Origin of the sequence: Phocaeicola coprophilus DSM 18228 = JCM 13818 (assembly GCF_000157915.1) — a bacterium.
Lineage (GTDB): Bacteria > Bacteroidota > Bacteroidia > Bacteroidales > Bacteroidaceae > Phocaeicola > Phocaeicola coprophilus.
In genome coordinates this window covers 600,652-613,795 of sequence record NZ_EQ973643.1, presented here as the reverse complement: position 1 = coordinate 613,795, position 13,144 = coordinate 600,652, and the positions used below count along the sequence as shown (strand labels likewise).

General features: G+C 50.5%; 11 protein-coding genes and 2 CRISPR repeat arrays. Of the genes, 6 read left to right on the top strand and 5 right to left on the bottom strand.

Annotated elements, in window-relative coordinates:
* The first annotated feature begins 99 nt into the window (after window positions 1-99).
* Window positions 100-576 (top strand): Lrp/AsnC family transcriptional regulator, encoded by a 477-nt coding sequence (locus BACCOPRO_RS10565; protein WP_040311369.1) that lies wholly within the window; start codon window positions 100-102, stop codon window positions 574-576.
* 8 nt (window positions 577-584) lie between these two features.
* Here the strand turns inward: BACCOPRO_RS10565 and BACCOPRO_RS10560 are convergent, their stop codons facing one another.
* Together BACCOPRO_RS10560 and BACCOPRO_RS10555 are read right to left on the bottom strand one after the other, a co-directional pair.
* Window positions 585-1,100: a dihydrofolate reductase gene (locus tag BACCOPRO_RS10560; protein ID WP_008143498.1), complete on the bottom strand. Its 516-nt coding sequence runs from the start codon at window positions 1,098-1,100 to the stop codon at window positions 585-587.
* Window positions 1,101-1,130: 30 nt separating this feature from the next.
* Window positions 1,131-1,925: a thymidylate synthase gene (locus tag BACCOPRO_RS10555; RefSeq protein WP_008143497.1), complete on the bottom strand. Its 795-nt coding sequence runs from the start codon at window positions 1,923-1,925 to the stop codon at window positions 1,131-1,133.
* A 408-nt stretch (window positions 1,926-2,333) separates the two neighbouring features.
* Between BACCOPRO_RS10555 and BACCOPRO_RS10545 the strand changes: the two genes are divergently transcribed.
* Window positions 2,334-3,773 (top strand): methyltransferase RsmF C-terminal domain-like protein, encoded by a 1,440-nt coding sequence (locus BACCOPRO_RS10545; protein WP_040311427.1) that lies wholly within the window; start codon window positions 2,334-2,336, stop codon window positions 3,771-3,773.
* Between the two features lie 22 nt (window positions 3,774-3,795).
* Here BACCOPRO_RS10545 and BACCOPRO_RS10540 read toward each other — a convergent pair whose 3' ends face one another.
* On the bottom strand, window positions 3,796-4,359 hold the full coding sequence (locus BACCOPRO_RS10540) for a Crp/Fnr family transcriptional regulator (protein ID WP_008143493.1): 564 nt from the start codon (window positions 4,357-4,359) through the stop codon (window positions 3,796-3,798).
* Between the two features lie 13 nt (window positions 4,360-4,372).
* Window positions 4,373-6,529 (bottom strand): DNA topoisomerase 3, encoded by a 2,157-nt coding sequence (locus BACCOPRO_RS10535; RefSeq protein WP_008143492.1) that lies wholly within the window; start codon window positions 6,527-6,529, stop codon window positions 4,373-4,375.
* Window positions 6,530-6,688: 159 nt separating this feature from the next.
* Here BACCOPRO_RS10535 and BACCOPRO_RS10530 point away from each other — a divergent pair, with 159 nt between their 5' ends.
* The 3 genes from BACCOPRO_RS10530 (at window position 6,689) to BACCOPRO_RS10520 (ending at window position 9,720) form a co-directional block, all read left to right on the top strand.
* Entirely contained in the window at window positions 6,689-7,366 is a 678-nt protein-coding gene (locus BACCOPRO_RS10530; protein ID WP_008143487.1) for a zinc metallopeptidase, read from the top strand.
* A gap of 107 nt (window positions 7,367-7,473) precedes the next feature.
* Window positions 7,474-8,838, top strand: a complete 1,365-nt coding sequence (hisS, locus tag BACCOPRO_RS10525) for a histidine--tRNA ligase (protein ID WP_008143486.1) — start codon at window positions 7,474-7,476, stop codon at window positions 8,836-8,838.
* 573 nt (window positions 8,839-9,411) lie between these two features.
* Complete coding sequence (locus BACCOPRO_RS10520) at window positions 9,412-9,720, top strand: hypothetical protein (protein ID WP_155819161.1); 309 nt, start codon at window positions 9,412-9,414, stop codon at window positions 9,718-9,720.
* A 19-nt stretch (window positions 9,721-9,739) separates the two neighbouring features.
* Window positions 9,740-10,761: a CRISPR direct-repeat array (repeat unit 32 nt; unit sequence GTTTCAATCCACGCACCCACGCAGGGTGCGAC).
* 81 nt (window positions 10,762-10,842) lie between these two features.
* Here the strand turns inward: BACCOPRO_RS10520 and tnpA are convergent.
* Entirely contained in the window at window positions 10,843-11,250 is a 408-nt protein-coding gene (gene tnpA, locus BACCOPRO_RS10515) for an IS200/IS605 family transposase (RefSeq protein WP_008143471.1), read from the bottom strand.
* Between the two features lie 30 nt (window positions 11,251-11,280).
* Between tnpA and BACCOPRO_RS10510 the strand changes: the two genes are divergently transcribed.
* Window positions 11,281-12,528, top strand: a complete 1,248-nt coding sequence (locus BACCOPRO_RS10510; protein WP_081446929.1) for an RNA-guided endonuclease TnpB family protein — start codon at window positions 11,281-11,283, stop codon at window positions 12,526-12,528.
* 29 nt (window positions 12,529-12,557) lie between these two features.
* Window positions 12,558-13,120: direct repeats of the CRISPR family, unit length 32 nt; unit sequence GTTTCAATCCACGCACCCACGCAGGGTGCGAC.
* Between the last annotated feature and the right edge of the window lie 24 nt (window positions 13,121-13,144).

Sequence of the window (13,144 nt, the reverse complement as noted above, 5' to 3'; positions counted from 1 at the left end):
CAAACTGTCCAATTAAAGTTCCGTATGGAATAAAAGTTACAAATGCGATTATTTTATGGATTAAAAGTGCTATCTTTGCTTGAATTTAAATACTTGCCAATGGGACATCATCAACTAGACAGCTTAGACGAACAGATTTTGAAATTGATTGCTGACAATGCGCGCATTCCGTTTCTGGAAGTAGCTCGTGCATGCAATGTATCTGGCGCGGCCATTCACCAGCGCATACAGAAGTTGACGAACCTGGGAATTCTGAAAGGCTCGGAATTTGTCATCGATCCGGAGAAGGTGGGGTATGAAACCTGTGCATACATCGGTTTGTATCTGAAAGATCCGGAGCAGTTTGACGCCGTGACTGAAGGACTGAAACAGATTCCCGAGGTAGTGGAGTGTCATTTTACGACCGGTCAGTACGACATGTTTATCAAGATTTACGCGAGAAACAACCATCACCTGCTGGACATCATTCACGACAAGCTCCAGCCGCTTGGACTTTCCCGCTCGGAAACAATTATTTCTTTCCGCGAAGCCATCAAGCGCCAGATGCCGATCATGAATCTGGCGGATGAAGACTGAGCGTAAGATCAGACATTCCCGTTTCCGGCAGTGGCCGGACGGAGGCGGTCGTAGTCTATAAAGGTATAAGAGTAGAGATGTTTTTCGTCCTGCGAATGACATTCTCTACTTTTTTCTTGCCATTGTGCCGGGTCCAGAGCAGGGAAGAAGGCATCGGCTTCTGCCAGTCTGTCTTCCACTTCCGTCACGTAGAGACGGTCGGTAAGCGGGAGCGCTTCCGCATAGAGGCTGGCACCTCCGATGATAAATACTTCCTCTTCGTTCGCACAGGCTTTCAGGGCTTCTTCCAGGGTGTGGAAACATTCGGCTCCTTCAAACTCCCGGCAGCTGCGGCTCAATACGATATTCCGGCGGTTGGGCAGAGCACCTTTGGGCAAGGATTCAAACGTTTTCCGTCCCATGATGATGGTATGTCCGGTGGTCAGCGCCTTGAAGCGCTTCAGATCGTTGGGGAGCCAGTAGAGCAGTTTGTTTTCATGTCCGATTCCCCGGTTCTGATTGATGGCTACGATAATGGATAACATATTCTTCAGCAAGGTTGGTTTGACAAGGGGTTACACAGAAACTTTTCCGGCAATGTGCGGCCAGGGATCGTATCCTTCCAGCTGGAAATCCTCATACTTGAAGTCGAAGATATTCTTTACGTCCGGATTCAGGATCATGCGGGGCAGGGGACGGGGCTCGCGTGAAAGCTGCAGATCTACTTGTTCCAGATGATTCAGATAGATATGTGCATCGCCCAGTGTGTGGATGAAATCGCCCGGTTTCAGACCGGTTACCTGTGCCATCATCTGCAGCAGCAGGGCATAGGAAGCGATGTTGAACGGCACTCCCAGGAAACTGTCCGCACTGCGCTGGTACATTTGCAGGCTCAGTTGTCCGTCGGCTACATAGAACTGGAAAAACATGTGGCAGGGCGGCAGGTTCATATTCTTCAGGTCGGCCACGTTCCAGGCATTGACGATGATTCGTCTGGAATCCGGATTCTTGCGGATGGTTTCCACAGCCTCGGAAATCTGGTCGATGAATCCTCCTTCATAGTCCGGCCATGAGCGCCACTGATATCCGTATATGTGACCCAGGTCTCCGTTTTCGTCTGCCCATTCATTCCAGATGCGTACTCCGTTTTCCTGCAGGTATTTCACGTTCGTATCTCCTTTCAGGAACCAGAGCAGTTCGTGGATGATGGATTTCAGATGCAGTTTTTTGGTGGTTACCAACGGGAAACCTTCCTCCAGATTGAAGCGCATCTGGTGGCCGAACACACTGATTGTGCCCGTTCCCGTGCGGTCATCCTTTCTCACTCCTTCCGTCCGGATGCGGTGGAGCAGATCAAGATATTGTTTCATATTCGTTTTGCTAGATTAATTCGTTTGCTTTACTCCTCGCAAAGGTAGGGATTTTTTGCGGAAAACGGAAATGGAAAAAACGCCGGCACGTTTTCCTTCATACGCCGAAGTCTTTTGTCTGAAAGCCCGAAACGTTTTTTAAAAAGCTCTCGGGCTTTTTGAAAGCCTTGCCGGGACGACTGCATGATCTCTTCGCATTGGCTGGTCAATGCAAAAAAAACGACCGCACGATGGGGCTTCAACGACCGCTCGATTGGGCCGCAACGACCGCACGATTGAGCCGCAACGACCAGTCAATGCAAAAGCAACGACCGCACGATGCTGCAAACCCTCCGGAAGGGCTTGGGAATACCGGGGAAAAGCCGTACCTTTGTCGGAAATGAAAACAATCTAATCCGATTATAGATGATGAATTTACCCGCTGAGTTTATGGCACGCACCCGTCAGCTGATGGGCGAGGAGGCTTGTACGGCTTTATGTGAAGCATTGCAGCAGGAATCACCGGTCAGTATCCGCCTGAATCCGCTGAAATCATCCGGCATTCCTGCCGGAAGCAAACCTGTGGCCTGGTGCCGCGACGGTTATTACCTGTCCGAACGTCCGGCCTTTACGTTTGATCCGCTGTTTCATGCCGGAGTCTATTATGTACAGGAAGCTGCTTCGATGAGCCTGGATCTGGTGATGCGCCGGTATGTCGGCCGTCCGTCAGTCATGCTCGACTTGTGTGCTGCTCCCGGGGGAAAGTCTACACTGGCTGCGGCCGCTTTGCCGCAGGGAAGCCTGCTTGTTTCCAACGAAGTCATGCGGAACCGCTCGCAAGTGCTGGCCGAGAATCTGGTGAAATGGGGAAACCCTGCCGGAATTGTGACCAGCAATGATCCGGCAGACTTCACGCCGCTGGGACCGGTGTTCGACGTCATCCTTACCGATGTTCCCTGTTCGGGTGAAGGAATGTTCCGTAAAGATCCCGTGGCCGTTGAAGAATGGAGCGTGGACAATGTCGGTCTGTGCTGGCAGCGTCAGCAGCGCATTCTGCGTGACATCTGGCCTTGTCTCAAGCCGGGCGGTCTGCTGATTTACAGCACATGTACTTATAATCGGGAAGAAAACGAAGACAATGTGGCCTGGATTGCCCGCGAACTGGGAGCGGAAATTCTTCCGGTACCGGTGGAGGAAAGCTGGCAGATCACCGGAAACCTTACGGGACAGGACTTCCCGGTTTGCCGTTTCCTGCCGCACAAGACCTGTGGAGAAGGGCTTTTCCTCGCGGTACTCCGCAAGGAAGGAAGCGTGGAAGACGATGAAGTGCCGTTCCGGACGGAAGGAGGAAAGCCTGAACGCACAAAGAAAGGCAAGCAGAAGGGAGGAAAGGGAGCTGCTTCCCTGGCCGTACCCGAAGAAATGAAAGGCTGGCTGCAAGCTTTGGCTGACGAGGCCTGGGATTTCCGCGTGGAGGACGACCGCTGCCTGGCGATCCCGCAGCAATGGTCCGGTTTGTATGATTATCTGCGTTCCCGTCTCCGGATTCTTCATGCCGGAGTCACACTGGGCGAACTGAAAGGACGCGACTGGCAGCCGCATCATTCCCTGGCCATGAGTACGCGTCTGAACCGGGGTGTCTTTCCGGAAGCCTCACTCGACTACACGCAGGCAGTGGCTTATCTGCGCAAGGAGGCCGTAACGTTGGAACCCGATGTGCCGCGCGGCTATGTGCTGCTCACCTATCAGGGCCATCCTTTGGGCTTTGCGAAGAATATCGGCAACCGTGCCAACAATCTCTATCCGGCTGAATGGCGGATCCGGAGCGGATATCTTCCCGAAGAACTCCGGCTTGTCGGATGGCAGTAAGGCAGGCAGTCTGCGCTGAAGGTTATTTCCCGGAGCGCAGACGGCTGAGTGTGGAAATGGTAATGCCCAGATAAGAGGCAATGTATCCCAGATTCACCCGCTGGCAGACATCGGGAAACTGGCTGACGAAGGCTTCATAACGTTCTTTTGCCGGAAGAGTCAGCCGCTCTTTGTGACTGCGGTGCAGCCGGCGGTATTCGTTCTGGTGGATGATGCGTCCCCAGTTACACAGCTCGATGTTGGTTTCGAACAGGCGGATCAGATCGGTCAGCAGAATGCGGTAAGCCTCCGTATCTTCCAGTGTCTCGACGAACTCTTCGCTTACCTTATTATAATAGAGTTCGTCCATACTGAATACGATAGCCCCTTCGCCGGCAAAGGAAGTGGTAATCTCCTGTCCGTCCACCAGCCAGTAAGAGCGTGTGATTCCCTTCTCGATGAAATACGCATACTTGCAGAAGATGTTTTCCCGAACCAGCAGATGCCGCTTGGGAAAATGGCAGGGCGTGACGCAGGCTTTCAGCTCCTCGACCGTTTTGTCGGACAGAGGATAGAGTGACCGCATGTGACTGATAACTGTTTCCATCCGTTTTTGAAGTTTAAGCCTGGGATTCGGGAGCCGGATCGAACGGTTTGCGGAAGGTACATCCGTTCTTCCATTCCGAACATCCGTAGGCAGTTTTTCCTTTCAGTATAGTTCCTTTTCCGCAGAGAGGGCAGGGCTGTCCCACGATGGCGTCACCTTCCGGCAGGCTGTTTGCCGGTGCAGGAGACGGTGCATCCTTCTTTTTGCGCGTGGTTGTTTTCTTCTCGGTTTTTTTCTCCCGGGCAGCTGGCTTCGCAGCAGGAGTCTTCGGTTCTTCCGGCATGACCGTTACCCGGCGGTTGGAATTGTCTCTCAACACCGTGTAGACAATATCCGTAACCATCTGTTTCAGTTCAGACAGGAAGGTGGCTGCGTCGTAGTTTCTCCGTTCGATTTCCCGCAGTTTCTTTTCCCAGATACCGGTCAGCTCGGCCGATTTCAGCAGTTCCTCGCGGATGAGCTGGATCAGTTCGACTCCAGTCGGAGTGGCAATCAGGTTCTTGCGCTCCTTACGGATATAATGTCTCTTGAAGAGTGTTTCGATGATGGCTGCACGGGTAGAAGGGCGGCCGATGCCGTTCTCCTTGAGAGCATCGCGCAGTTCGTCGTTGTCGACAAGCTTTCCTGCCGTTTCCATGGCCCGCAGCAGTGTTGCTTCCGTGTAGGGACGCGGGGGCTGGGTCCATTTTTCATTCAACTGAGGCTGGTGCGGACCACTTTCTCCCTTGCTGAAGGCCGGCAGTACACTTTCTTCTTCCCCTTCCTTGCTTTCTTCTTCCGTATCTTTGGCGAAAATGACTCTCCATCCCGGATCCAGGATCTGCTTGCCGCTCACCTTGAATTCGATGCTGTCCGCTTCGCCCGTCACCGTTGTGGTGGAGAACTTGCAGTCCGGATAGAATACGGCAATGAAGCGGCGGGCAATCAGGTCGAATACCCGTTTCTCCATATCCGTAAGTCCCTGCGGCTGTACGCCCGTAGGGATGATGGCATGGTGGTCGGTCACCTTGGAGTTGTCGAACACTTTCTTCGACTTGAGCAGTTGCTTGCCGGCAAGCGGAGCAGTGAACCGTGCGTAATCCTTGATGCCTTCCAGAATCTTGGGACATTTGGGGTAGATGTCATCACTCAGGAAAGTCGTGTCCACACGCGGATAAGTAGCCACCTTCTTTTCGTAGAGCGACTGGATAAGCTGCAAGGTCATGTCGGCCGAATAGCTGAACTTCTTGTTGCACTCCACCTGCAGGGAAGTCAGGTCGAACAGGCGGGGCGGCGCTTCCGTACCTTTCTTGGCGGTGATGTCCGTGATGGTGAAAGGAGCATTCTGAATGCGTTGCAGCAGTTCCTCACCGGTTTTCCGGTCGGTAATGGGAGGAATTCCCCGGTTGGCATCCTCTTTGGGAGCCGCTTTCTTGCGGGCAGCCGGGTTCTCTTTTTCCTGTGCTGCTTCCTCTGCCAGTTCTTCATCACTCTTGCGGACGATGGCGGAAAAGAGCGTATCGCGGTAAAGGGTTTTCAGTTCCCAGTATTGTTTCGGAACAAAATTCTCGATTTCTTTCTGGCGGTTGACGATGAGGGCCAGTGTCGGAGTCTGTACGCGTCCGATGGAAAGCACCTGCTTGTTCTGTCCGTATTTCAGGGTATACAGGCGGGTTGCATTCATGCCCAGGGTCCAGTCGCCGATGGCCCGGCTCAGTCCGGCCTCATACAGAGGCTGGAATTCCTGCTGGTCTTTCAGGTGGGCAAAGCCTTCGCGGATGGCTTCTTCCGTCAGGGAAGAAATCCACAGGCGCTTGACCGGGCATTTGGCTCCGGCTTTCTGCATCACCCACCGCTGGATCAGTTCTCCTTCCTGTCCGGCATCCCCGCAGTTGATGATCATTTCGGCCTGTCCCATCAGGCGTTCGATGATATGGAACTGTTTCTCGATGCCCGGATCGTCAATCAGTTTGATACCGAAGCGGGGAGGAATCATCGGAAGGCTGCCGAGACTCCATGACTTCCAGGAAGGCGTGTATTCATGCGGTTCCTTCAGGGTACAGAGGTGTCCGAATGTCCAGGTCACCTGGTATCCGTTTCCTTCGAAGTATCCTTCCTTCCTTACTTTCGCACCGAGCACTTCGGCGATGTCATGGGCCACACTGGGCTTTTCGGCAATGCAGACTATCATATCGTATACTGAGTTTTAGCAGGGCAAAGGTAACGAAAAAAACGGCAGCTGACGTTAATATACATGAAAACAGCCTGTCATATTTGTGGTTTTATGTCTTTTGGTGTATTTTGGCAAAGAATTTGTTTGACAGTTTAAAACCATTAAGAAAAAAAGAATATGTTTATCTGGATTGTATTTATAGGCATTGCAGTTATCAGTTATCTGGTGCAGAGCAGCCTGCAGAGTAAGTTTGAGAAATATTCCCAGATTCCTTTGTCCAACGGGATGACGGGACGTGAAGTTGCGGAAAAGATGCTTCGCGACAATGGAATCTATGATGTGCGGGTAGTCAGTACGGGCGGAATGCTGACCGACCATTATAATCCGGCCAACAAGACCGTCAATCTGAGTGAAGGAGTCTTCAACACGTGCAGTGTAGCAGCTGCGGCGGTTGCTGCCCACGAATGTGGACACGCTGTCCAGCATGCCCGTGCCTATGCTCCCCTGCAGATGCGTTCGGCGCTGGTTCCGGTGGTTCAGTTTTCTTCGTCCATCATGTCGTGGATTCTGCTTGCCGGCATTCTGATGATCAAACCGTTCCCGCAGCTGCTGTTCATCGGCATTTGTCTGTTTGCCATGACTACCTTGTTCAGCTTCATTACTCTTCCGGTGGAAATTGATGCCAGCCGTCGGGCACTGGCCTGGCTGAGCAACGCCGGTGTGACGAGTTCCTACAATCACAGTCAGGCAAAGGATGCGCTCAAGTCGGCTGCCTATACATATGTGGTAGCGGCACTGGGTTCACTGGCAACGCTGATCTATTACATCACGATCTTTACCAATCGCCGCGAGTAAGCGGAAAGTCCGGCTGCCTGCATGGGAAAGGTGTGCCGGATTTCTGGTGTTTTTGTGCGATTATTCCAGTTAAAATCCGTATTTTTGCGGCAAAATTTTAAAGTATTATGGCAACAAAACCGGGAATACCTAAAGGTACGCGCGACTTTTCGCCGGTAGAAATGGCGAAGCGTAATTATATATTCGATACTATTCGTGAAGTGTTTTATCTGTATGGATTCCAGCAGATCGAAACCCCGTCTATGGAAAACCTGTCAACCCTGATGGGAAAATACGGTGAGGAAGGTGACAAGCTCCTGTTCAAGATCCAGAATTCCGGAGACTATTTTTCCGGACTGACTGACGAAGAACTGCTGAGCCGTAACGCAGCCAGGCTGGCCAGCAAGTTCTGTGAAAAAGGACTTCGTTATGACCTGACCGTTCCTTTTGCACGCTATGTAGTGATGCATCGGGATGAGATCACATTCCCCTTCAAGCGTTTCCAGATACAGCCGGTATGGCGTGCCGACCGTCCCCAGAAAGGACGTTACCGCGAGTTCTACCAGTGTGATGCAGACGTTGTAGGCAGCAATTCCCTGCTGAATGAAGTGGAACTGGTGCAGATGATTGACACGGTGTTCAACCGTTTCGGCATCCGCGTTTCCATTAAGGTGAACAACCGTAAGATCCTGACCGGTATTGCTGAGATTATCGGTGAAGCAGACAAGATAGTGGATATCACCGTGGCCATTGACAAACTTGACAAGATCGGGCTGGATAATGTCAATGCTGAACTGGCATCGAAGGGTATTTCGGAAGAAGCCATTGCCAAGCTGCAGCCGATCATTCAGCTGAAAGGTACGAACGCTGAGAAGCTGGCCACTTTGAAACAGGTGCTGGCCGGCAGCGAAACCGGTCTGAAGGGTGTGGAAGAAAGCGAATTCATTCTGCATGCAGTGGAAGGTCTTCATGTGAAGTCGGAAGTGGAACTGGATCTGACTCTGGCGCGCGGACTGAACTATTATACGGGTGCAATCTTTGAAGTGAAAGCGCTCGACGTGCAGATCGGAAGTATCAGCGGAGGAGGACGTTACGACAACCTGACCGGTGTATTCGGTATGGACGGCATGTCGGGAGTCGGAATCTCGTTTGGTGCTGACCGTATCTATGACGTGCTGAACCAGCTGGATCTGTATCCGAAAGAAGCCGTTAATGGTACGCAGCTGCTGTTTGTCAACTTCGGTGAAGCGGAAGCAGCCTATGTACTTCCGGTTCTGATGCAGGCAAGAGAAGCCGGTATCCGTGCGGAAATTTATCCGGACAGTGCGAAGATGAAGAAACAGATGGGCTATGCCAACAGCAAGAACATTCCGTTTGTTGCTCTGGTAGGAGAAACGGAAATGAACGAAGGCAAGGTAACCCTGAAAAATATGACTACCGGTGAACAGACTCTGGTGACACCGGAAGAACTGATTGCTGCCATCCGGAAATAACGAATTCCGGCTTTCGGCAGGAAGCACGGACAGATGGTGCGAAGGAAAAACTTCGGCTGTCTGTCCGTGTTTTTTCTGTTCCGGCAGATTACATCGAAAAGTAATCTGGTATTCATCCTCCTGTAATAAGCTGTCGCTTTCTTTGCATAGTCTAAAAATGTAGTTTAAAGTATTTATGACTATTCATAATCAGAAATCTATGAAAGGTGACGAAAGAGCAGTGGTTGTCATAGGTGGATTACTTCATATATAAGTTAATCAGAGTAAGTTATAAAACTTTTTTGCGTATTTTTACTCGCATTATAATGAGGTTGATGTTATCAACCTCAATGAGGATATATGAAAGAAATGGTATTAAGTATATTTTTATCAATTGAAGAAAACCTAGTCTGTTTAAACTCATAGCTCCACTGGTTAAGAGCAAAGCCAGAGCGAAACAGGTAAACAGCTTTGAAGAATTATATAGCCGAGTTCAAGATGATATACGTTCATTACAGCAAATGGGGAATCTCTTTAACGGTGCAAAAGGAGGAGCCCGGACCACTGACACAGAAGGAAGTGGAGCAAACAATAATGTCAGCAATAGACCTAAGTCTGGAGAACGGGGAAAATCCGTACGATCAGACAAAAAAGTCGGATCTGACAATGACATGGGAAGCACCGGTAATACTACCGTATCCGGACCAGAACAAGCTGAACGATCCACAGCAGAAGAAAAAGCTGACAAGGTGGATAATGCAGACAGACCAGATGCAGGAAGCGTTGAACCTGTTCAAGAGCAGCGAGGATCTGATAACGGAGGAAGTGCCGGAGGAAGCCGGAATGATGGATCTGTCGTGCCTGATTCAAGAGATAATACCGGTGGAAGCAGACTATCAGTAAATATGAGTACCATTAAATTGTTTTAACCCGCGCACCCACGCAGGGTGCGACGCTGGATATCCTTCGTGAAAAACCTATATACAAAAGTTTCAATCCACGCACCCACGCAGGGTGCGACGCAAATGTAACAAAAAATAATCAAAAGAGTAAAGTTTCAATCCACGCACCCACGCAGGGTGCGACACCGACATCGACACGCAGGTGAAGGACAAGATGGCGTTTCAATCCACGCACCCACGCAGGGTGCGACACCGACATCGACACGCAGGTGAAGGACAAGATGGCGTTTCAATCCACGCACCCACGCAGGGTGCGACGCTTTTTAGCTTCGCCGATATAGTAGGTTTTAGTGTTTCAATCCACGCACCCACGCAGGGTGCGACTATATTAACCGGATTATCCTGACCAAATCTATATGTTTCAATCCACGCACCCACGCAGGGTGCGACTATATTAACCGGATTATCCTGACCAAATCTATATGTTTCAATCCACGCACCCACGCAGGGTGCGACCTTGTCAATATACTGGTACTTGTACTTTTCAACGTTTCAATCCACGCACCCACGCAGGGTGCGACCACCCATGCGGGTACAGTTATGCCATAGAATTATGTTTCAATCCACGCACCCACGCAGGGTGCGACTCTGCGTGTTGTTGTTTGTCACGCTGGCTACACTGTTTCAATCCACGCACCCACGCAGGGTGCGACTGTATTTACCGATCCTCAATTTGGGATAAGTCTTGTTTCAATCCACGCACCCACGCAGGGTGCGACTTGATGATCACTTCCGGATTGACTCCGGCTTCCTGTTTCAATCCACGCACCCACGCAGGGTGCGACGTTTCCCATTTTCATCCATATCGCCCCATGACATGTTTCAATCCACGCACCCACGCAGGGTGCGACTCAAAGAAATCAGCCAATGCCTCTACTTTTTGCAGTTTCAATCCACGCACCCACGCAGGGTGCGACGAAACTTCCGGTTCCTTTTGTCAATCCAGTTGAGTTTCAATCCACGCACCCACGCAGGGTGCGACTAAACATCTGTTTTATAGGAACTCGCATTTGAAAACCCCTAAATCTTCAGTTTAGGGGATGAAAAATGTGGGGTAGCGCAGCTACCCTTGTTTTTCGATGTATTTTTTGATGGTTTCCTGACTGACATTTCCGACTGATAACACAAAATATCCATCCGTCCAAAATGTGTTTTCCCAGTAAAATACATGTCTAAGGTAATTTTCATGTCTTTTCCAAATGGCAGTTGTTGACATTTGTTTTAGCCTCCTTACGATTTGCAGCGGAGAGAGTTTTGGTTCGCTGCATATCATCATGTGAATATGGTCTTTGTCGGTTTCCATGACCTCAATGTTAAAGTCTGACAGGTCTGATATGTTCTGCATGATTTGCTTCATGTCATATTCCACTGCTCCAATGAGTAGCTTCTTCCTGTATTTGCATACAAATATCACGTGATATTTGATGAGAAACTTCGAGTGGTTCTTTGAAATGTAATCTTTCTGTATCATGGTCTCATTTTAAATCGTTACTTTTGCCATATGTTACGTGCCTACAAATATAGAATCTATCCGACAGATGAGCAGAAGGTTTTGTTTGCAAAGACCTTCGGCTGCTGCCGTTTTGTCTATAATTGGGCATTGAACCTGAAAATCACAGCCTACAAGGAACGCAAGGAAACGCTCGGCAACGTATACTTGACCAATTTGATGAAGAGCGAGCTGAAGGTGGAGCATGAGTGGCTTTCTGAAGTCAACTCCCAGTCCTTGCAGAGTTCCTTGCGTAATCTTGATACAGCCTATACCAATTTCTTTCGCAACACCAAGGCTGTCGGTTTCCCACGCTTCAAGAGCCGCAAGGACAAGCAGAGCTTCCTTTGCCCACAGCATTGCCGTGTGGATTTTGAAAAAGGAACAATCACAATCCCCAAAGCGAAAGATATTCCTGCCGTGCTGCACCGCAGGTTCAAGGGTACGGTGAAGACTGTCACTATCAGCATGACCCCTTCGGGGAGATACTTTGCTTCCGTTCTGGTGGACACGTCCATGCAAGAAATGAAGCCTTCCGAACCGATGCGTGACACGACCGTCGGCATTGACTTGGGCATCAAGTCGCTTGCCGTATGTTCTGACGGACGCACGTTTGCCAATCCCAAGAACTTGCAGAGAAGCTTAGACCGCTTGAAGTTGCTACAAAAGCGGTTGAGCCGCAAACAGAAAGGTTCTGCCAACCGCAACAAGGCACGCATCCGTGTAGCCCGGCTACAGGAACACATAGCTAACAGCCGTAAGGACAGCCTTCACAAAATCACCCATGCACTCACGCACGACAGCCAAGTGCGCACTATCTGCATGGAAGATTTGAACGTGAAAGGGATGCAGCGTAACCACCATTTGGCACAAGCCGTAGGAGATGCTTCTTTCGGTATGTTCCTAACTTTGCTTGAATACAAGTGCAGTTGGTATGGTGTGAACCTCATTAAGATAGACCGCTTTGCCCCAAGTTCGAAGACCTGCGGCAAATGCGGCCATGTGTACAAAGGATTGAATCTTAGCGAGCGCAGTTGGACATGCCCGGAATGTGGTACACATCACGACCGGGACTTCAATGCCGCTTGCAACATCAAGGAATTTGGCTTGAAAGCCCTACCCACGGAGCGTGGGAAAGTCAAGCCTGTGGACTGTCCTCTTGTGGATGACCGACCTCGTGTCCTAAAAAGCAATGGCAGGAAGAAGCAGGAAAAGAGAGGAGGTATTGGTATCTCCGAAGCCGCTAAATCTTTAGTTTAGCGGTAGTTCACCTTGCAATACAAAGTTAGGTTTCAATCCACGCACCCACGCAGGGTGCGACCAGACGTTGCCGCCCAGGACTTCTGCCCTGTTAATCGTTTCAATCCACGCACCCACGCAGGGTGCGACCTGGGATGCAGCTATTCCAATATTGACAACATCCGGTTTCAATCCACGCACCCACGCAGGGTGCGACCCAGAGCTTTCTTTGCTATGCGCTTTTTGATGTTGTTTCAATCCACGCACCCACGCAGGGTGCGACAGGCAATGTTCCTTACAAGAAAAACTCAGCGGTAGTTTCAATCCACGCACCCACGCAGGGTGCGACGGTTATCTCTCGTAAAGTTTACAGCACCAATATCAGTTTCAATCCACGCACCCACGCAGGGTGCGACCCTGCTGCGATGGGCCAACCCGTCGCTGGGCGGAGTTTCAATCCACGCACCCACGCAGGGTGCGACATACAGCTAGACACTTGCTAACTTATGAAACAAGTTTCAATCCACGCACCCACGCAGGGTGCGACTTGTCTTACGTGTCTTTTTCGGCGCACGTGTATTGTTTCAATCCACGCACCCACGCAGGGTGCGACAATACAAATTGGTTTTCCTTCTAT